Origin of the sequence: Agromyces tardus, from assembly GCF_003710805.1 — a bacterium.
In the GTDB taxonomy this organism is placed as follows: domain Bacteria; phylum Actinomycetota; class Actinomycetes; order Actinomycetales; family Microbacteriaceae; genus Agromyces; species Agromyces tardus.
On record NZ_RHHB01000064.1, the window covers coordinates 1 to 20,200 of the forward strand.

Here is a 20,200-nt window from a genome sequence, read left to right on the forward strand (position 1 = left end):
CGGCCGCGCCGCCTGCGCTCAGGCCGCGAGGCTCGGCGTGCCGTCGGGCTCCGCGGCCCGGGCGAGCACCTCGGCGATGCGGCCCTTGCAGCCGCCGCAGCCGGTGCCCGCGCGCGTGTCGCGGCCGACGCACTCGACGGTCGTGTTGCCGCACGCCGCGGACTCCTCGATGCGGCCGACGGTGACGCCGTTGCACCAGCACACTGTCGTCGTCGGCGCGAACGCGTCGGCGTCCTCGTTCGGGTCGTAGTCGGGCCCGTCGAAGCGCAGCAGCAGCGACCGGTCGGCGGGCAGCTCGCCGCCCCGCTCGAACAGGAGCGTCAGCTCGGCCGCGGTGCGCGGCATCCCGACGCTTACGAAACCCGTCAGGGCGCCGTCCTCGGTGACCATCTTCACGTAGCGGAGGTGCTCGGGATCGGCCCACCGCGCGACGCGGCGCCGCGGGTGCAGCGCGTCGTCGTCGAACGGGTCGCCCGAGATGTCGCCGACCGCCACCACGTCGATGTGCTCGGCCTTGAGCATCACGATCGGGTCGCGCTCAGCGGGCACCGAGGCCCCGGATGCCGCGCCGCGGGCGGCCTCGTCGCCGAGCGCCGCCGCGAGGAACGAGGCCTGGCGCCAGCCCGGGCCGATGAGCCCGGACGGGGCGCCCGGGAGCACGCGCTGGCCGACGGTCTCGTCGGTGCGCTCGACGACCTGCGCGCAGTCGCCGATGGCGTACACGTTCGGGTCCGACCAGCTCTGCAGCTGCGGGCTCACCACCACCCCGACGGCGGTCCGCAGGCCGGCGAGGGTCGCGAGCTCGTTGCGCGGGCTCACGCCGCACGAGAGCACGAGCAGGTCGCCGCGCAGCTGCTTGCCGTCGGCGGTCACGAGCGTGTCGAAGCGGCGGGTGCCGTCGTCGTCGGTGCGGAACCCGACGGCCTCGGCGCGGCTGTGCGCGATGACCGTGATGCCCGTGCGCCGCAGCGCCGCCCGCAGCACCTGGCCGCCGCCGCGGTCGAGGTTGCGCGGCATGGGGTGGGGACCGTGATGCACGACGCACACCTGCGCGCCCGCATGCGCGGCGGCGAGGGCGAGCTCGAGGCCGAGCACGCCGGCGCCGAGCACGATGATGCGCTTGCGGCCGCGCACCGCCGCGAGCACCCGCTCGGCGTCGGCGAGGTCGCGGAGCGCCGTGATGCCGGCGGGCAGGTCGTCGTCGCGGGCGACGAGCTGCCGGGCGTACTTCTCGAGCGACGCGAGGTCACGGCGGTACCGCTCGACGCCGTCGAGCGTGGGCACGTTGGCCCGGGAGCCCGTCGCGAGCACGAGCCGGTCGTAGGCGAGCGCCTCGCCCGTCGAGAGCTGCACGACCCGGGCGTCCCGGTCGATCGAGGTCGCCGCGACCCCGAGCAGCACCCGGGCGCCGGCCGCCTCCGCGGCCTCGCGGTCGCCCACGAGCATGGCGTCGAGCTCGGTGTTGCCCACCGCGTATTCGGCGACGAGCACGCGGTTGTAGGCCTCGACGTGCTCACCGGCCACGACGGTGAGCTCGACCGATCCGGCTTGTACCGCGGGGAGCAGCTCCTCGACGAAGCGGGCCCCGACCGGGCCGTAGCCGACGAGGACGATCCTGAGTGCGCTCATGTGGGGACTCCGGCTTCCGTGAGGCGAGCGACCCGGGTCACGCGCACGAGGTTGGTCTTGAACTCGGGCATCGACGAGATGGGGTCGACCGCGTCGGACGTGAGCAGGTTCGCGGCCTGCGCGTCGGCGTAGTGGAACGGCAGGAACACGGCGTCGGGCCGGATGTCGGTCGTGACCCGTGCCCGGCACCGCACGGTGCCCCGGGTGTTGGCGACCTCCACGTCGTCGCCGTCGGCGATGCCGAGGCGGTCGGCGGTCGACGGATGCAGCGCGGCGAGCGCCTCGGGCTGTGCCGCGTCGAGCTCGGGCACCCGCCGGGTCTGCGCGCCGCTCTGGTAGTGCTCGAGCAGTCGTCCGGTGACCAGCGTGAGCTCGCCGGGCTGCGGCGCGGGATGCGCCGACGCGCGCACCGTCACGGCGACGAGCTTCGCGCGCCCGTCGGGGTGGGCGAACCGATCGGCGAAGAGGCGCGGCGTTCCGGCGCTGCCGCGCGGATACGGCCAGTACGCGGCCTCGCCGCGGTCGAGCATCGCGTAGTCGATGCCGGAGTAGTCGGCGATGCCGCCCTCCGAGGCGAGCCGCAGCTCCTCGAAGACGAGCTCGGGATCGGTGTCGAAGGTCGCGGTGCACTCGAGGCGCCGTGCGAGCTCGGCGAGGATCCACAGCTCGTCGCGCACGCCCGCGGGCGGGGCGATGGCGCGGCGGCGGCGGATGACGCGACCCTCGAGGTTCGTCATCGTGCCCTCCTCCTCGGCCCACTGCGTGATCGGGAGCACGACGTCGGCGAGGGCCGCCGTCTCCGAGAGGAAGAAGTCGCAGACGACGAGCAGGTCGAGCCGGTCGAGCCCCTCGCGCACGGCCGCGACGTTGGGCGACGACACGACGAGGTTCGATCCGTGCACCAGCAGGGAGCGCACGCCGCCAGGCATCCCGAGCGACTGAAGCAGCTCCACGGCGGGCACGCCGGGGCCGGGGATGGCGTCGGGCTCGACGCCCCAGACCCGGGCGACGTGCGCCCGCGCCTCGGGATCGACGATCTTGCGGTAGCCGGGCAGCTGGTCGCACTTCTGGCCGTGCTCGCGCCCGCCCTGGCCGTTGCCCTGGCCCGTGAGGGTGCCGTAGCCGCTGCCGGGCCGGCCCGGCAGCCCGAGCAGCAGTGCGAGGTTGATTGCGGCGGTCGCCGTGTCGGTGCCGTCGACGTGCTGCTCGACGCCGCGGCCCGTGAGGATGTACGTGCCCTCGCCCGACGCGAGCCGTCGCGCGAGTCGTCGCAGCGTCAGCGCTGGCACGCCCGTCGTGGACTGCACGCGTTCGGGCCACCACGACGCCACGCTGCGCCGCAGTGACTCGAACCCGGTGGTGCGCTGCGCGACGTACTCGGCGTCGACGAGGCGCTCGGCGATCACCACGTGGATGAGGCCGAGCAGCAGCGCGAGGTCGGTGCCGGGCACGGGCTGCACGTGCAGGCCCTGACCCTCGTCGGTGAGGCGCGCGGTCGCGGTGCGTCGTGGGTCGACGACGACGAGCCCCCCGGCGGCCTGGGCGCCCGCGAGGTGCCCGATGAACGGCGGCATCGTCTCGGCGACGTTCGTGCCGAGCAGCAGGATCGTGGCGGCGCCGTCGAGGTCCTCGAGGGGGAAGGGCAGGCCGCGGTCGACGCCGAACGCGCGGTTGCCCGCGGCGGCCGCCGACGACATGCAGTACCGCCCGTTGTAGTCGATGCGGCTCGTGCCGAGGGCCAGGCGGGCGAACTTGCCGAGCAGGTACGCCTTCTCGTTCGTGAGCCCGCCGCCTCCGAACACGCCGACCGCGTCGGCGCCGTGCAGCGCGCGGATGCCGCGCAGCGACCGCGCGACGTGGTCGAGCGCCTCGTCCCAGCTCGCCTCGTGCAACGCGCCGTCGGCGCCCCGCAGGAGCGGGGCGCCGAGGCGTGAGGGAGCCCGCAGGAGCTCCGCCGAGGTCCACCCCTTCTTGCACAGCCCGCCGCGGTTCGTGGGGAAGTCGCGGCCGGCGACCGTCACGGGCGGGGACGCGGGGTTCGCGGCATCCGTCGGGGTGAGGGTCATCGCGCACTGCAGGGCGCAGTACGGGCAGTGCGTGGGGGCGGAACGGCTCATGCGGTCTCGATTCAGATCTTGTGCTCGCGGAGGTGGCCCGGCCGCACGTACACGAGGTAGGTGAGCAGCAGGAGCGCCGCGTAGCCGGCGACGAACCCGAGGAACGCGCCCGCGTAGCCGCCGGTGGCCTGGAACGACAGGTTGAGGGCCTGCGGGATGAGGAAGCCGCCGTACGCGCCGATCGCGGAGATGAGGCCGAGGGCGGCGGCCGCCTTGCGCTTGCGGGCCGTCTCGTCGCCCGAGGCGCGCAGCGCGAACACGATGGGCACCATGCGGTACGTGGAGCCGTTGCCGATGCCGGCCGAGGCGAAGAGCAGGAGGAAGAGGCCCAGGAACAGCCAGAAGTTCGCGACGGGCAGCGTCAGCACGACCGCGAGGGTGATGACGCCCATCGACGCGAAGGCGGTCATCGTGATGCGGGCGCCGCCGAAGCGGTCGGAGAGCCGGCCGCCGTACGGACGGGCGAGCGAGCCCACGAGTGCGCCGAGGAACGCGAGCGACACCGAGGCGCCACCCACCGCGATGGCCGAGAACTCGGGGAACTGGTCGGCGATGAGCTTGGGGAACACGCTCGCGAAGCCGATGAACGACCCGAACGTGCCGATGTAGAGCACCGAGAGGAGCCAGAGGTGCCGCTCCCGCAGCGCCGCTGCGGAGCCGGCGAGGTCGGCCTTCGCGCCAGAGAGGTTGTCCATGTACCGGAACGCGCCGAACATCGCGACGAGGATGAACGGCACCCAGATCCAGCCGGCGAGCGGCACATTGAGAGCCGTGCCCGCACCGATCGTGATCACGATCGGCACGACGAACTGCGCGACGGAGGCGCCGAGGTTGCCGCCCGCGGCATTGAGTCCGAGCGCCCAGCCCTTCTCCCGCTGCGGGTAGAAGTAGGTGATGTTCGACATCGAGCTCGCGAAGTTGCCGCCGCCGAAGCCCGCGAGGGCCGCGACGAGGAGCAGCACGCCGAACGGCGACGCGGGGTTGGAGACGACCACCGCGAGCAGGATCGCCGGGATGAGCAGCAGCCCCGCGGAGATGATCGTCCAGTTGCGGCCGCCGAACTTCGGCACCAGGAACGAGTAGGGGATGCGGAGCGTGGCGCCCACGAGGCTCGGGATCGAGATGAGCCAGAAGATCTCGCCCGTGCCGAGGTCGAAGCCCGCGGCGGGCAGCGTCACGGCGACGATGCTCCACAGCTGCCAGACGACGAAGCCGAGGAACTCGGCGAAGATCGACCAGCGCAGGTTGCGGCGGGCGATGTCACGGCCGCCGTGCTCCCACTGCGTGGTGTCCTCGGGGTCCCAGTTGTCGATCCACCGGCCGGGCCGGGTGACGAGGGCGGGCGCGGACGTGGGCGCGGGGGGTGCTGCGACGGGCGGGGGAGCGGTGCTCACGGTCTCGGTCATCGATGCCTCCGGGGAAGTCGGTCGGGGTGGTGCGGGTGTTCCCGACGCTATTGGCGGCGTGTTACTGAGGATCGGTCGCGTCGTAAACCCTGCGTCTCCACCTGCTCACCCGCGCCGGAGGCCGCTGTGAGGCCGTGCGCGGCGGCGCACGACGAGCGTGCCCGCCCCAGGGGCGAGCGGATGCCGCGTGCCTCGTCAGACATCGATCCGGTAGCCGCGCTTGACGACGGTGGCGATGAGGCCGGGCACGCCGAGGGTCTGCCGCAGCCGGCTGAGCGCGACCTCGAGGGCGTGCAGGTCGCTCGTGCCGGGGAGGCCGGACGCCAGCCGTTCGCGGCCCACGACCGAGCCGCGGGCCTGCACGAGCGTGCGCAGGATCGTGAGGGCGACCGGCGCGAGCGCGACGCGTCGGTCCTCGACGTCGACGACCGAGCCGCGCAGGGCGATCGGGCCGTGCCGGGTCTCGAGGCGCAGGACCCGGCTCGACTCGAGGTGCTCGCACACGAGCCGGATGAGGGCGCCCATGCGATAGCGGTCGGGCTGGATCGGGGTGATGCCGGCATCGACGAGCGGCTGGGCCGTGACCGGGCCGACGGCCGCGGCGACGACCGCACCGCACATGGCGTCGACGAGGTCGTCGTAGCGGCCGCGCGCCTCCGCGGCGCCGAACAGCGCGTGCACCGCCGGCGCGCTCGTGAAGGTGATGCAGTCGAGGCCCCCGGAGCACGCCGCGTCGATGAGCCGGTCGACGCGCTCGTCGCCCTCGTCGGGCTCGATCCAGCGGTACGGCTCCACGGTGATGACCCGGTCGTGCGCGTCCCGCAGCCGGTCGAGCTGCGACGGGTTCAGGAAGCCGTGCAGCTGCACGGCCACGGTGAGTCCCGGCGGGTACTTCTCGAGCACCTCGTCGATGAGCGACTCGGTCGTCTCCTCGGCGCTCATGCCCACGTCGTTGAGCCCGGCCGCGCGGATGCCGCCGCGGGCCTTCGGCCCGCGCACGAGGATGGCGGTGTCGGACAGCGCGTCGACGAGGTCCTCGCCGAGCCCCGCGGCATCCGCCACCTCGAACCAGCGCCGCACGCCGTAGGCCGTCGTCGCGAGCAGCACGTCGGGCCGCGCTGCGATGATCGCGCGGGTGTCGTCGATCACGGGCTCGTCGGAGACGGCGTTCGCCATGCGGAGGGTGGGCGCGTGCAGCACCTGGGCGCCGCGGCGGGCGAGCGCGTCGATGAGGTCGGCCGAGCGGCGGTCGCTCGTGACGCCGATGCGGAACCCCTCGAGCTGGTCGGGCCGGAAGCCCGGCGGGCACTCCGCGATATCCGTCATGACGCGACCGCCGCGAATGCCGCCGCGCGCTCCATGAGCTCCGCCGCGCTCGCGTCGCCGTCGTGTGCGAGTCGCACGACCTCGCCGATCACCACGACGGCGGGAGAGGTGACGCCGGCGCGACCGGCCGCGAACACGATGTCGGCGAGGTCGCCGATGGTCGTGCGCTGGTCGGCGCGGAACCCGCGCTCGACGATCGCGACGGGCATCTCGGCCCGCATGCCGAACCGGGCGAGGCCGGCGGTGAGCGAGGGGAGCGTGTTGACGCCCATGAGCACGACGATCGTCCCGCCGAGGCCTGCGAGGTGCTCGAGCTCCGAGGGGGTGAGGGGTGCGTGTCCGGAGACGACCGTGAACAGGTGGCTCATGCCGCGGTGCGTCAGCGGGATGCCGGCGGCGCCGGGCACCGAGATGGCGCTCGTGACGCCGGGGACGACGTCGACGGGCACGCCGGCCCGATGGCAGGCGAGCACCTCCTCGCTGCCGCGGCCGAGCACGTAGGGGTCGCCGCCCTTCAGGCGCACGGCGTGCCGCCCGGCGAGCGCGTGCTCGACGAGGAGCGCCTCGATCTCGTGCTGCGGGATGGCGTGGTGGCCCGGGGTCTTGCCGACGTCGACGAGCTCGGCGGTCGGCGCGTACTCGGCGAGCGCCTCGTACGGGGCCAGCCGATCGTAGAGCACCACGTCGGCCGCGCCGAGGGCGCGCACGGCCGCGACCGTGAGGAGGTCGGCGCGCCCGGGTCCGCCGCCCACGAGGGTCACGCGGCCCGTCATGCGCCGGCCCCTCGCACGGGGATGGTTGCGCCCGCGACGAGCACCGCCTCCCCGCGCTCGCGCTCCTCGGCGGTGGCGGGTCGGAACTGCCCGCGCTCCTCGACCCGCGCGACCGAGGGATCGGGCGTGTTCGGCGCGTTCACGAAGGAGCGGAAGCGGCGCAGCCGCTGCGGGTCGGCGAGCGTCGCCGCCCACTCGTCCTCGTAGGTGTCGACGTGCTTGGCCATCGCGGCCTCGAGTTCGTCGGCGAGGCCGAGCGAGTCGTGCACGACGACGTCGCGCACGTGGTCGAGCCCGCCCTCGAGGTCCTCGATCCAGCGGGCCGTCCGCTGCAGGCGGTCGGCGGTGCGGATGTAGTACATCATGTAGCGGTCGATGTAGCGGATGAGGGTCTCGTCGTCGAGGTCGCTCGCGAGCAGCTGGGCGTGCGCCGGCTGGAAGCCGCCGTTGCCGCCCACGTAGAGGTTCCAGCCCTGGTCGGTGGCGATCACGCCCACGTCCTTGCCGCGCGCCTCGGCGCACTCGCGGGCGCATCCGGAGACGCCGAACTTGAGCTTGTGCGGCGAGCGCAGGCCGCGGTAGCGCAGCTCGAGCTGCACCGCCATCGCGACCGAGTCCTGCACGCCGTAGCGGCACCAGGTGGAGCCGACGCAGCTCTTCACGTTGCGCAGCGACTTGCCGTAGGCCTGCCCGGACTCGAAGCCGGCCTCGACGAGGATCCTCCAGATCTCGGGGAGCTGGTCGAGGCGGGCGCCGAAGAGGTCGATGCGCTGGCCGCCCGTGATCTTCGTGTACAGGCCGAAGTCGGTCGCGACCTGCGCGATGACGGCGAGCTTCTGCGGCGTGATCTCCCCGGCGGGGATGCGGGGGACCACCGAGTAGGTGCCGTCCTTCTGCATGTTCGCCATGGCGCGGTCGTTCGTGTCCTGCAGGCCGCCACGGCCGCCGTCGAGGATGTACGAGCCGTGCTGCGTCGCGAGGATCGAGCCGATCACGGGCTTGCAGACGTCGCAGCCGCGGCCGGTGCCGAGGCGCGCGACGATCTCGTCGAACGAGGCGAGCTCGAGCACGCGCACCGACTCGAAGAGCTCCTGGCGCGAGAGTTCGAAGTGCTCGCAGAGGGCCCGCGAGGGCGTGATGCCCGCCTTGGTGAGCTCGGTCTCGAGCAGTTTCTTCACGAGCGGCACGCACGAGCCGCACTGCGTGCCGGCACGGGTGCACGCCTTCAGCGCGCCGAGCTCGCCGCAGCCCTCGTCGTGCGCCGCGTGCGCGCCGGCTACGGCGTCGCGGATCGTGCCGGCGTCGACGTTGTTGCACGCGCACACGAGCGCGCCGGCGGGCAGCTCGTCGCCCGCGGGCGGCTCCATGCCCGACGCCGAGAGGTAGGCGGCGGGCTCGCTCGAGAGCTGCGTGCCGAGCAGCGGGCGCAGCGACGCGTAGGGCGAGGCGTCGCCCACGAAGATGCCGCCCAGCAGGGTCTTCGCGTCATCCGTCATGACGAGCTTCTGGTAGAGCCCCCGCGCCGGGTCGGCGTAGACGATCTCGAGCGCCTGCTCGGTGCGGGCGAGGGCGTCGCCGAAGCTCGCGACGTCGACGCCCGAGAGCTTGAGCTTCGTCGCATCGTCGACGCTCGTGAACTCGGCGGCCCCGCCGAGGAGGCGGTCGGCCACGACCTCGGCCATCGCGTTGGCCGGCGCGACGAGCCCCGTGCACCGGCCCTCGAAGCTCGCGACCTCGCCGATCGCCCAGATGCCGGGGGCGGATGTCGCGCACGCGGTGCTGATCGCGATGCCGCCGCGCGGGCCGAGCTCGAGCCCGAGGTCGCGGGCGAGCTCGTCGCGCGGGCTGATGCCGATCGCGAAGACGACGAGGTCGGCGTCGACGCGGCGCCCGTTCGTGAGCTCCACACCCACGACGGCGCCGCTGCTGGTGAGCACCGCGGCAGGACGGGTGCCGAGGTGCAGTCCGATGCCCTGGCCGGCGATGATGCGCCCGAGCGCCCGGCCGGCGCCCTCGTCGAGCTGCGCCGACATGAGCCAGCCGCCCGAGTGCACGATCGCGGCGTACGCGCCGAGCTTCGCGAGGCCGCCGGCGGCCTCGAGGCCGAGCAGGCCGCCGCCGGCGACGACGACGTACGCCGGGCGTCCGAGGCGCTCGGAGATCTCGCGCGTCTCGGCGACGAGGGCGTCGACGTCGTCGATCGTGCGGTAGACGCGGGCGTGCTCGCGTCCGAGGATGTCGGGGACCGGGGCGCTCGAGCCGGTCGCGAAGACGAGCTCGTCCCAGTGCAGCTCGGTGCCGGCCGAGGTCGTGGCCGTGCGCGCTGCGGGATCGACCGCGACGACACGCTCGCCGGTGACGAGGCGCACGTGGCCCTCGTCCCACATGCGGGTCGGCTCCAGGGTGAGGTCGGTCGCGGCATCCGCCAGTCGCGTGCTGAGCGCCACCCGGTCGTAGGGGCGGTACGGCTCCTCGCCGACGACGGTGACGCGCAGGGTGCGCTCGCCGTCGCGGGCGTGCAGGCTGTCGGCGAGTCGGTGGGCCGCGGGGCCGGCGCCGACGATGACGACGTCGCGCACACCGGGAGTGGTGCGGGTGGTCTCGGTCATGGGTGCCTCCGTGGCTCGATTGCTGCGAGCGTACGACCGGGCGGTTTCGTCGCTGTTACACGGGGGTAACCGCATCCGACCAAGAACGCACGTCGGCCCCGAGCCGATGTGAGGCCGGTTTCACGTCGATGAAACGGGCGGATGCCGCAGGGGAAACACCCCGTCCGTAGCGTCGGACCCCAGTCGACTGCATGGTCGACCGGGTGCACGAGCACCGACGACCGAGCCCGCGAGCACCGCGCGGGCAGGGACGCGCACGGAGGATGAGGAGCCGCACATGACGCCGACGATGGAACTGACCGCCACCTGGCTGACGGTCTGCCGGGTCACCGACCTCGAGCCCGGATGGGGAGAGGTCGCCCTCATCGGCGACCGGCAGGTCGCGCTCGTGCGACTCGACGAGGAGGAGGTGTACGCCGCGGACCACCACGACCCGCACACCGGCGCGCCGGTCATGGCGCGGGGCATCGTCGGCTCGCGCGGCGACCGGCCCACGATCGCGTCGCCCCTGCACAAGGAGGTCTACGACCTCGGCACCGGCGAGTGCTTCACCGACGCGACGCTCGCGCTGCGCACGCACCGCACGCGCATCGTCGGCGGCATGATCGAGGTCGAGTTCGACGCGTGACGCGGGCGCCGGCCCCCAGGGCGTCGCCCCGCGTGGCGGCGCCGCGCGGGGACTCGGACGCGATCAGCCGCGCTGCGTGAGCACGATCGGGTCGCCGTCGGTGACCGCGATCGTGTGCTCGGAGTGAGCCCCGCGCGATCCGTCGACGCTGCGCAGCGTCCAGCCGTCGGGGTCGGTGAAGATGCGGTCGGTCGTCTCGAGGAACCACGGCTCGATCGCGATGACGAGTCCCGGCTTCAGCGGCAGGCCGCGGCCCGGACGCCCGTTGTTCGGGATGTGCGGGTCGCCGTGCATCGTTCGGCCCACTCCGTGGCCGCCGAAGTCGGTGTTGATCGAGTAGCCCTCGGCCTTCGCGACATCCGCGATCGCCCGGGAGATGTCGCCGATGCGATTGCCGGGACGGGCCGCGGCGATGCCGGCGTCGAGTGCCCGGCGGGTCGTGTCGATGAGCCGCAGGTCTTCGGGGCGCGGGGTGCCGACGACGATCGAGATCGCCGAGTCCGCGACCCAGCCGTTCACGGACGCCGCGAAGTCGAGGCTGAGCAGGTCGCCGTCGCGCAGCGTGTAGTCGCGGGGGAGTCCGTGCAGCACGGCGTCGTTCACCGAGGTGCAGATGACCTTGCCGAACGGGCTGGCGCCGAACGACGGGTGGTAGTCGATGTAGCAGCTCTCGGCACCGGCCGTGCGGATCATGTCGTGCGCCAGCGCATCGAGCTCGAGCAGGTTCACGCCGACGGCCGCGGCCTTCGACGTCGCCTCGATCACGCTCGCCACGAAGCGGCCCGCGGGCCGCATCTCCTCGATCTCGGCGGGGGTCCTCAGTTCGATCACGCTCATCCTCTCCGCCTCCATTCTGGTGGGTCCGCCCTGAGTGAACACCAAGCGCACGCCAAGGGCTCCCGAGTACGCTGGCGGCATGTTGATCAGGCGGGTCTTCTACCGGTGGCAGTTCCTCGCGGCCATCTTCCTCCCCGTCTGGCTGCTCATCGGCTGGGCGATCTACGGGTCGGGCAGCGGCTGGGGCATCCTGGCGCTCCTGCTCGTCGTGCCGATCGCCTTCATCACGCTCGGCGTCGTGGCGCTCATCATCGCGGCACGGTCGGAGGTGCGCCTCGCGAAGGCGGTGTCGTGGATCGACGTCGCCGTGCTCGCGGTGTGGCATGGCCTCATCATCGCGACGGGCTTCTACGGCCCGTCCGCGACGACGTTCGCGGTGCTCGCGATCGTCGGCGCGATCGCCGCCTTCTGGATCTCGATCTGGCAGCTCTTCGGCGACAGCGCGCGGCGCATGAAGGCCACGATGTCCGAGTTCGAGCGGCTCGCGGCGCAGCAGCAGCGCAGCGCGATGGGTCCGGATGCCGGGCCTCGGCCGTTCGAGGACGGCAGCGAGGAGATCATCGTGATCCACGAGCGCACCGAGCGCACGGAGCGCACCGAGCGCAACGAGCGCACGGAGCGATCCGACGGCACCGATCGCCGCTGATCCGAGGGCCGCGCGGAGGCATCCGTCACGCCGTGTTGGCCGGTGGGCCGCAGATCTGGCAGAATGGACGATTGTGCCGACGCACGGCTCTGCCTCCGGGGAGCCCGCACAGCGCGAGTGATCGCGCGAACGGCGCCAGACACTTCCATTCATTGATCCGCGTTCGACCGGTGGCGGGCGCAGAGAGCGAAGCATCATGCACATCCTCGACCAGGTCGACGCAGCCAGCCTGCGCACCGACATCCCGGACTTCCGTCCCGGTGACACCGTCAAGGTGCACGTCAACATCATCGAGGGCAGCCGCTCGCGAATCCAGGTCTTCCAGGGCGTCGTCATCGGCCGCTCGGGCGAGGGCGTCCGCGAGACCTTCACCGTCCGCAAGGTGAGCTTCCAGGTCGGCGTCGAGCGCAAGTTCCCGGTGCACTCCCCGGTCATCGACCACATCGAGGTCGTGACCCGCGGCGACGTGCGTCGCGCGAAGCTCTACTACCTGCGCAAGCTCCGCGGCAAGAAGGCGAAGATCAAGGAGAAGCGCGACAGCTGATCCGACGTCCGTCGGCGTTTCGACCCGCCACGCGACATCCGCTCGAGCTCCCCGCCCCTAGACTGGGCAGGGGAGCTCGAGCCATTTCATGACAGAAGACACACGTATCGCGCGCGACGATCGCGCCGCCGTTCCGCCGCGCGCGCGGCCCTCGCGCCGACGCAGCACGCTGCTGTTCCTCCGCGACCTGCTCGTGATCTTCGTGGTCGCGGTGCTCGTCTCGTTCCTCATCAAGACCTTCCTCATCCGGTCGTTCTTCATCCCGTCGCAGTCGATGGAGCAGACCCTCGTGCAGGACGACCGCATCATCGTCAACCAGCTCGTCCCCGACGTGACGCCGATCGAGCGGGGCGATGTCGTGGTGTTCCAGGACCCGGGCGGCTGGCTTCCCGCGCGCACCGAGGAGGCGCAGCCGCCGCTCATCGCCGCGATCGACTGGTTCCTCGCCTTCGTGGGGCTGTCCGCGCCCGACTCGAACGACCACCTCGTCAAGCGCGTCATCGGACTCGGTGGCGACCACGTCGTGTGCTGCAACGCGCTCGGCCAGATGTCGGTCAACGGCGTGCCGCTCGACGAGCCCTACGTCGCCCTCCCGCCGGGAGAGACCAAGGTGTCGCGCGACGACTTCGACGTCACGGTGCCCGAGGGGTCGCTGTGGGTCATGGGCGACAACCGCTACAACTCCAAGGACTCGCGCTACAACACCGAGACGCCCCTCAAGGGCTTCGTTCCGGTCGACAACATCGTGGGCCGTGCGTTCGTCGTGAGCTGGCCCGTCTCGCACTGGGCTTGGCTCGACAACTACCCCGCGGTGTTCGACGGGGTCGACGAGGGGACCGGCTGAGGTGACCCCCGTCGCCGTGCCGAGCCTGCGTGCGGAACGGGAGCTCTTCGCCGACGGCGCCCCCGTCGTGCTCGCGTGCGACGAGGTCGGCCGTGGTGCGCTCGCCGGCCCGGTGACCGTCGGGCTCGTCATCATCGACACGGGCGTCAAGCGGATGCCGGCGGGCCTGCGCGACTCGAAGCTCCTCGCCGAGCCGCGACGCGAGGCCATGGCGCCGCGGGCCGCCGCGTGGGTCGCCGCGTGGGCGGTCGGCGAGGCGTCGGCCGACGAGATCGACCGGCTCGGCATCATGGCGTGCCTCGGGCTCGCCGGCGCGCGGGCGTTCGCGGCGCTCGTGGAGGCGGGCGCGCAGGTCGACGACGCGCCGCTCCTGCTCGACGGCAACCACGACTGGCTCAGCCCCGCGATCGAGCGACGCGCCCGGGTGATCACGCGCATCAAGGCCGACCGCGACTGCGCGTCGGTCGCCGCGGCATCCGTCATCGCGAAGGTGCACCGCGACCGGGGCATGCGGGTCTCGCACGAGGAGTTCCCCGTCTACGGCTGGGACGAGAACAAAGGCTACTCGACGCGCGCGCACTTCGCCGCGATCGACGAGCACGGCCCGAGCGCGCTGCACCGGCACACCTGGCTGCACGAGCGCCCGGCCGAGGCGCCGGCGCTCTTCGACCTCGGCGTAGGATGAGTCGCGATGGATGAGGACGAGTTCGAAGACTACGACCGCGAGGTCGAGCTGGCCCTGTACCGCGAGTACCGCGACATCGTGTCGCAGTTCAAGTACGTGGTGGAGACCGAGCGACGCTTCTACCTGGCGAACGAGGTGGAGCTCGTGCGTCGCGACACCGAGCACGACTTCTACTTCGAGCTCAACATGAAGGACGTCTGGGTCTGGGACGTCTACCGCGCCGACCGGTTCGTGAAGTCGGTGCGCGTGCTCACGTTCAAGGACGTCAACGTCGAGGAGCTGGCCGCTCGGGAGTTCGAGCTGCCCAAGGAGCTCGCGCTCGACGAGTAGCGTCGGTGCGCCCGCCACCTCTCCTCCCCAGTGCGTCGTGGCGATGCGGCCCCACATCGGCGTCCCAGCCGACGTGCGCGCGCGCGTCGCGCCGCCACGCTGTTCGCGGAGGTGGTGCGAATGGCGCACAACGCGGAACTCGGTCGGCGCGGCGAACAGCTCGCGGTCGACCACCTCGAGGCCCGGGGCATGCGGGTCATCGAGCGCAACTGGCGATGCCGGCTCGGCGAGATCGACCTCGTCGCCCGCGACGGCGACGACACGGTGTTCGTCGAGGTCAAGACGCGCACGACGGCCGACTACGGGCATCCGTTCGAGTCGATCACGCCCGTGAAGCTCGCCCGCCTGCGGCGGCTCGCGGTGGCGTGGTGCGAGGCGACGGATGCCGCGACCGCGCGCATCCGCATCGACGCGGTCGCCGTGCTCGCACCCACCCAGGCGCCGGCGCTCATCGAGCACCTCGAGGGGATCGCCTGATGCCCGTCGCACGCACGACCTCGGTCGCGCTGATCGGACTCAACGGATCGATCGTGGAGGTCGAGGCCGACCTCTCCAGCCAACTCCCGGCGTTCGTCATCATCGGCCTGCCCGACGCGGCGCTCGGCGAGGCGCGGGAGCGCGTGCGCTCGGCCGCGATCAACGCCTCTTGTCCGCTGCCCTCGCGGCGGCTCACGGTCAACCTCTCGCCTGCGGCCCTGCCGAAGCACGGCTCGGGCTTCGACCTCGCGATCGCGATGGCGTGCCTCGCCGCAGCCGGCGACGTCGACCCCGAATCGGTCGCCTCCGTCGTGCACCTCGGCGAGCTCGGGCTCGACGGGCGCCTGCGGCCCATCGACGGCATCCTCCCCGCGGCGCTCGCCGCATCGCGTGCGGGGTACGGCACGGTCATGGTGCCGGCGGCGAACGCCGACGAGGCACGGCTCGTGCCCGGGCTCACGGTGATCGGGGTCGCGTCCCTCCTCGAGGCGGCGATCCGGCACGGCGGGCGGTTCGACGACAGCGGCCTCGGCGCGATCGAGCCGGTCACGGCCGCCGGCCGCGAGTCGGCGCCGGAACCGGCTGCGGGCGACCTCGCCGACGTCTCGGGGAACGGGCCCGCCGTCGAGGCCCTCCTCACCGCCGCGGCGGGGGGTCACCATCTCTTCCTGGTCGGGCCGCCCGGCGCAGGCAAGACCATGCTCGCGTCGCGTCTCCCCGGCATCCTGCCCGACCTCGATCACGAGGCGGCGCTCGAGGTCGCGTCGGTGCATTCGCTCGCCGGACGGCAGCTCGGGGCGGGTCTCTCGTTCCGACCGCCCTACGAGGCGCCCCACCACACCGCGACCGCCGCGGCGATGGTCGGCGGCGGGAGCCGGCTGATCCGCCCCGGTGCGGCTGCTCGGGCGTCGCACGGCGTGCTCTTCCTCGATGAGGCTCCCGAGTTCCCGGGCGCGGTGCTCGACGTGCTGCGGCAGCCGCTCGAGTCCGGCTCGATCACGATCCACCGCGCGAACTCGGTGGCCACCTTCCCGGCCAAGCTGCAGCTCGTGCTCGCCGCGAATCCGTGTCCGTGCGGCGGTGCGGGCACGCCCACCGACGAGTGCACGTGCCCGCCCGCCGTGCGCCGGCGCTACATGTCGAAGATCTCCGGGCCGATGCTCGATCGCATCGACCTGCACCTGTGGGTGCACCGGGTCACGGCGGCGGGCCTGCGCATGGCCCACGAGCGTCCCGGGATCTCCTCGGCCGAGGCCCGGCGGCGCGTCGCCGAGGCGCGCGCGATCGCCGCCGAGCGATTGCGGGGGACGCCATGGCGCACGAACGCGCAGATGCCCGGTCCCTGGCTCCGCGGGCCGGGTGGCCTGCACCCCGGCGGACGCGCGACCGCGGAACTCGACCGCACGCTCGAGCGCGGCGGCATCACCATGCGCGGCTACGACCGCGTGCTCAAGGTCGCATGGACGCTCGCCGACCTCGCCGGCGCGGCGCGACCGGATTCCAGCCACCTCCACCAGGCACTTTTCTTCAGAAAGGCCACCCCTGCATGAGCATCGTGACCCGCTCGGCCGCCGACCTGCGTGCCGAGCTCACCGCCGTCCGACCGGCGGGCGACGAGGCCGAACCCGCCCACCTCCTCGCGACCGCGCTGCTCGGCTTCGCGGCCGAGCCCGGAGACGGCGTGCTCGGGCGCCTCATCGCGGCGACCGGCGCGGTGGCCGCGGCCGACTCGCTGCTCGCCGGCGTCGATGCAGCCGGGCTCGTCGAGCTCGTCGCCGCGGCGGGAGAGGCCCTCGACGAGCGCGAGGCCGCGACCGGGATCGAACGGTGGCGCCCGCGACTCGACCACGCACTGTTCGTGCGCTCGCTCGCGCAGGCGGCGCGGGTCGGCGCGCGCCTGCTCGTCCCCGGCGATCGTCTGTGGCCCGTTGCCGTCGACGAGCTCGCGCAGCACGCGCCGATCACGTTGTGGGTGCGCGGCCGCGGTGAGGCGCTCATCGAAGCGCCCTCCATCGCGCTCGTGGGTGCTCGTGCGGCCACCTCCTACGGCGAGCACGTCGCGCTCGAGTCCGCTGCCGGCCTCGTCGACCGGGGGTTCACGGTGGTGTCCGGCGGCGCGTACGGCATCGACGGCATGGCGCATCGCTCGGCGATCGCGAGTCACGGCACGACCGTCGCGTTCCTCGCCGGCGGTGTCGACCGGTTCTATCCGCTCGGGCACGAGCGCCTCCTCACTCGCATCGCCGACACCGGCGCGGTCGTCTCCGAGCTGGCGTGCGGTGCCGCGCCGACCAAGTGGAGGTTCCTGCAGCGCAACCGGCTGATCGCGGCGGCCTCCGATGCGACCGTGGTGCTCGAGGCGGGCATGCGGTCGGGCTCGCTCAACACGGCGGGGCACGCCGCCGCGCTCGGGCGTCCGCTCGGCGCGGTGCCCGGACCGGTGACCAGTCCGGCCTCGGCGGGATGCCACCGCCTCCTCCGGGAGTACGACGCGGTGTGCGTCGTCGACGCCGAACAGATGGCCGAGCTCGCGGCGGGCGAGCCGCGAGGTTCGGCGGCCGTGCGGGTCGGTGCCGCCGAGGTCGACGATCTCGCATCGCGCGCCGCCGGCGGCACGGACACGATGGATCCCGAACGCCTCCGGGTGCTCGACGCGATGAGCACGCGCAGTCGACGGGAGGTCGACGACATCGCCCGGCGGGCCGGGATGCCGGTCACGGCGGTGATGGGCGTGCTCGCGGTGCTGGAGTCGCACGGCACGGTCGTCTTCCGCGGCGACGGGTGGCTTCGCCGCAGATCGGCGTGATGCCGGGCCCGAGTCCGCTGCTCGGCCTAGGCTTTCCCCCGAGGGGAGCGACATGACCCAGCATCCACGGTTCGGCAGGTACCCCGCGGCGCGGCACGTCATCGCGCACATCAGCGATACCCACCTGCTGCAGGGCGGCGCACGGCTCGGCGGCCGGGCGGACACGGTCTCGCCCCTCCGGCGACTCGTCGACCAGGTGTCACGGCTGGGCACGACCCTCGACGTGATCCTCGTGACCGGCGACGTCGCCGACCTCGGCGAGCCCGACGCCTACCGCATCGCGCGCGAGTCGATCGAGCCGCTCGTCGAGGCGACCGGCGCCCAGATCGTGTGGGTCATGGGCAACCACGACGAGCGCGGGCCGTTCCGCACCGGACTCCTCGGCGAGCCGGCCGCCGACACGCCCGTGCACCACGTCGTGGAGCGCGACGGCCTCCGCATCGTCTCGCTCGACTCCACAGTGCCCGGGTACCACCACGGCGACCTCGACGACGCCTCCCTCGAGTGGCTCGCGTCGGTGCTCGAGCGACCGGCGCCGAGCGGCACCGTTCTCGCCCTGCATCACGCCCCCATCGCGACCCCGCTCGCACTCATGGACGTGCTCGAGCTCCGTCGGCAGGACGACCTCGCCGACGTCGTGCGCGGCACCGACGTGCGCGTCATCCTCGGGGGGCACCTGCACTACCCGACGCAGGGCATGTTCGCCGGCATCCCGGTCTCGGTCGCCGGAGCCACCGCATACACGATGGACCTCTCCGCGCCGCCGCGGGAGCTCGTCGGCATCGACGGCGGCAGGTCCTTCTCGCTCGTGCACCTCTTCGAGGAACACGTCGTCACGTCGATCGTGCCGGTCGGCGAGTTCCCGGCGGTCACGAGCTTCGGCGAGTCGTTCCTCGCCGAGCTCGAGCAGCTCCCCGACGAGGGCCGCATCGAACGGTTCTCGCGCAAGCGACCCTGGTGACGCGCATGGGCATCGACGCGGCCATCGACGACTACCTCGGGCACGTGCGCGTCGAGCGCGGCTACTCCGCGCACACCGCGACCGCCTACGCCTCCGATCTCGCCGATGTCGCGGCCTTCGCCGAACGCCGCGGCGTCACGCGCGTCGAGGGCCTCGACCTCGACCTGCTCCGGGACTGGCTGTGGGAGGCCACCGAACGGGGGCTCGCGCGCGCGACGATCGCGAGGCGCGCGGCATCCGTTCGCGGCTTCACCGCCTGGCTGCTGCGTACCGGTGCGCTGCCCACCGACCCCGGCACCCGGCTGCGGTCGCCGCGCGCCCAGCGCACCCTTCCGCGCGTCGTGGCGGCGCCGGCGGTCGACGAGCTGCTCGGCCGCCTCGCCATGCGCGCCGACACCGGCGACCCCGTGGCGGTCCGCGACCTCGCGATCATCGAACTGCTCTACGCGGCGGCGCTGCGCGTCTCGGAGCTCGTCGGGCTCGACGTCGCATCCGTCGATCGCGGTCGACGCACCGTGCGCGTCATGGGCAAGGGGTCGAAGGAGCGCATCGTGCCCTACGGGGCGCCGGCTGCCCGGGCCCTCGACCGCTACCTCGAAGTCGCCCGACCGGCGCTGCTGGCCGCGGCCGCAGCGGCCGCAGCGGACACGGCCGCGGTCGCGTCGTCGACGGAGGAGGATGCCGCGCGTGACGCGCCCGGCGCCGCGACGGAGCGCCCGACCCGCGCCACGCGCTCGACCGCGAGCATCCGTCCGGTCGCGAACCGCGCCCTCTTCGTGGGCGTGCGCGGCGGCAGGCTCGGCGTTCGCGCCGTCTATCGCATCGTCGCGGCGCTGCTCGAGGAGCTGCCCGGTTCGGGGCCGTCGGGCCCGCACGCATTCCGGCACAGCGCCGCCACGCACCTGCTCGACGGCGGTGCCGACCTGCGCGAGGTGCAGGAGTTCCTCGGGCACGCGAGCCTCGGCACGACGCAGATCTACACGCACGTCTCGGCCGAGCGGCTCAAGCAGAGCTACCGCACCGCGCATCCGCGCGCCTGACGCGTCGGCGCAGACGCGGGCGCAGCTGCTTCAGCGCAGCGGCAACAGCACCGCACGCGGAACGCCGCCGAGGAACAGGAGCGGCGACACGTACGCTCCGTGCAGGCGCACCCCGAAGTGCACGCACGCCCCGTCGCAGTGACCGCCCGTCGCGACCACTCCCACGGGCGCGCCCGCGCCGACCTCGTCGCCGGCCCGGACCGCTACTGCCACCGGCTCGATCGCGCTCACGATGCCATCGCCGTGGTCGATGGCGATGACGCCGCGACCAGCGACCTTTCCGGCGAACGTCACGACGCCGCCGGCCGGCGCCACCACCCCGTCACCCTCGCCCGCCGCGATGTCGATGCCCCGGTGACCGGCCGCGTACGGCGTCGGCGGTGCGAGGAACGGCGCGATCACCCGCACCGGCGGCGGCACCGGCCACGTCCAGCCGTCTCGAGGACGGGCGTCTCCCGCGACGACGGCGCCCGCGGCGATCGACGGCCGCGGGTCGCCGGCCTCGCCGGCCGCGGCGGCCGCGGCCGGACCGGCGGCTCCGG

General features: G+C 73.2%; 19 protein-coding genes. 11 read left to right on the plus strand and 8 right to left on the minus strand.

Annotated features, from left to right (window positions below; genetic code table 11):
• Positions 1–18: 18 nt before the first annotated feature.
• From EDM22_RS17870 to nirB, 6 genes are all read right to left on the minus strand, one after another.
• On the minus strand, positions 19–1,629 hold the full coding sequence (locus EDM22_RS17870; RefSeq protein WP_122938443.1) for an FAD-dependent oxidoreductase: 1,611 nt from the start codon (positions 1,627–1,629) through the stop codon (positions 19–21).
• The gene (locus EDM22_RS17875) at positions 1,626–3,746 is read right to left on the minus strand and encodes a molybdopterin oxidoreductase family protein (protein WP_122938444.1); all 2,121 of its coding nucleotides are present in this window, start codon (positions 3,744–3,746) and stop codon (positions 1,626–1,628) included. Before EDM22_RS17875 ends, EDM22_RS17870 begins: the two co-directional genes overlap by 4 nt.
• Before the next feature lie 11 nt (positions 3,747–3,757).
• Entirely contained in the window at positions 3,758–5,152 is a 1,395-nt protein-coding gene (locus EDM22_RS17880) for an MFS transporter (RefSeq protein ID WP_122938445.1), read from the minus strand.
• 195 nt (positions 5,153–5,347) lie between these two features.
• A complete protein-coding gene (locus EDM22_RS17885; protein WP_122938446.1) occupies positions 5,348–6,478 on the minus strand; it encodes a uroporphyrinogen-III synthase in 1,131 nt (376 codons plus the stop codon).
• On the minus strand, positions 6,475–7,251 hold the full coding sequence (gene cobA / locus EDM22_RS17890) for a uroporphyrinogen-III C-methyltransferase (RefSeq protein ID WP_122938447.1): 777 nt from the start codon (positions 7,249–7,251) through the stop codon (positions 6,475–6,477). Before cobA ends, EDM22_RS17885 begins: the two co-directional genes overlap by 4 nt.
• Positions 7,248–9,860 (minus strand): nitrite reductase large subunit NirB, encoded by a 2,613-nt coding sequence (nirB, locus tag EDM22_RS17895; RefSeq protein WP_122938448.1) that lies wholly within the window; start codon positions 9,858–9,860, stop codon positions 7,248–7,250. Before nirB ends, cobA begins: the two co-directional genes overlap by 4 nt.
• Before the next feature lie 277 nt (positions 9,861–10,137).
• Here nirB and nirD point away from each other — a divergent pair, with 277 nt between their 5' ends.
• A complete protein-coding gene (gene nirD, locus EDM22_RS17900; RefSeq protein ID WP_122938449.1) occupies positions 10,138–10,488 on the plus strand; it encodes a nitrite reductase small subunit NirD in 351 nt (116 codons plus the stop codon).
• Positions 10,489–10,551: 63 nt separating this feature from the next.
• Here nirD and map read toward each other — a convergent pair whose 3' ends face one another.
• A complete protein-coding gene (gene map, locus EDM22_RS17905; protein WP_122938460.1) occupies positions 10,552–11,319 on the minus strand; it encodes a type I methionyl aminopeptidase in 768 nt (255 codons plus the stop codon).
• An 85-nt stretch (positions 11,320–11,404) separates the two neighbouring features.
• On the opposite strand from map, the gene EDM22_RS17910 reads away from it, so the two are divergent.
• The 10 genes from EDM22_RS17910 to EDM22_RS17955 all read left to right on the plus strand — a co-directional run bounded on the left by EDM22_RS17910 (position 11,405) and on the right by EDM22_RS17955 (position 19,658).
• Complete coding sequence (locus tag EDM22_RS17910) at positions 11,405–11,971, plus strand: hypothetical protein (RefSeq protein ID WP_122938450.1); 567 nt, start codon at positions 11,405–11,407, stop codon at positions 11,969–11,971.
• Positions 11,972–12,167: 196 nt separating this feature from the next.
• Positions 12,168–12,515, plus strand: coding sequence for a 50S ribosomal protein L19 (gene rplS, locus EDM22_RS17915; protein ID WP_122938451.1), 348 nt, complete (start codon positions 12,168–12,170; stop codon positions 12,513–12,515).
• Between the two features lie 88 nt (positions 12,516–12,603).
• Positions 12,604–13,359: a signal peptidase I gene (gene lepB / locus EDM22_RS17920; RefSeq protein WP_122938452.1), complete on the plus strand. Its 756-nt coding sequence runs from the start codon at positions 12,604–12,606 to the stop codon at positions 13,357–13,359.
• Position 13,360: 1 nt separating this feature from the next.
• Positions 13,361–14,044 carry a ribonuclease HII gene (locus EDM22_RS17925; protein ID WP_122938453.1) on the plus strand — a complete coding sequence of 228 codons (684 nt, stop codon included), beginning with the start codon at positions 13,361–13,363 and terminating at the stop codon, positions 14,042–14,044.
• A gap of 6 nt (positions 14,045–14,050) precedes the next feature.
• Positions 14,051–14,374 carry a DUF2469 family protein gene (locus EDM22_RS17930; RefSeq protein WP_122938454.1) on the plus strand — a complete coding sequence of 108 codons (324 nt, stop codon included), beginning with the start codon at positions 14,051–14,053 and terminating at the stop codon, positions 14,372–14,374.
• A gap of 120 nt (positions 14,375–14,494) precedes the next feature.
• Positions 14,495–14,851 (plus strand): YraN family protein, encoded by a 357-nt coding sequence (locus EDM22_RS17935; protein WP_122938455.1) that lies wholly within the window; start codon positions 14,495–14,497, stop codon positions 14,849–14,851.
• The gene (locus tag EDM22_RS17940) at positions 14,851–16,401 is read left to right on the plus strand and encodes a YifB family Mg chelatase-like AAA ATPase (protein ID WP_122938456.1); all 1,551 of its coding nucleotides are present in this window, start codon (positions 14,851–14,853) and stop codon (positions 16,399–16,401) included. Before EDM22_RS17935 ends, EDM22_RS17940 begins: the two co-directional genes overlap by 1 nt.
• Positions 16,398–17,657, plus strand: a complete 1,260-nt coding sequence (dprA, locus tag EDM22_RS17945) for a DNA-processing protein DprA (protein WP_122938457.1) — start codon at positions 16,398–16,400, stop codon at positions 17,655–17,657. The genes EDM22_RS17940 and dprA overlap by 4 nt, the downstream gene beginning before the upstream one ends.
• Before the next feature lie 52 nt (positions 17,658–17,709).
• Positions 17,710–18,618, plus strand: coding sequence for a metallophosphoesterase (locus tag EDM22_RS17950; RefSeq protein WP_122938458.1), 909 nt, complete (start codon positions 17,710–17,712; stop codon positions 18,616–18,618).
• A 5-nt stretch (positions 18,619–18,623) separates the two neighbouring features.
• On the plus strand, positions 18,624–19,658 hold the full coding sequence (locus tag EDM22_RS17955) for a tyrosine-type recombinase/integrase (RefSeq protein WP_122938459.1): 1,035 nt from the start codon (positions 18,624–18,626) through the stop codon (positions 19,656–19,658).
• Positions 19,659–19,688: 30 nt separating this feature from the next.
• Here EDM22_RS17955 and EDM22_RS17960 read toward each other — a convergent pair.
• On the minus strand, positions 19,689–20,200 hold a 512-nt coding region (locus tag EDM22_RS17960; protein ID WP_138708133.1), incomplete at its 5' end, for a murein hydrolase activator EnvC family protein.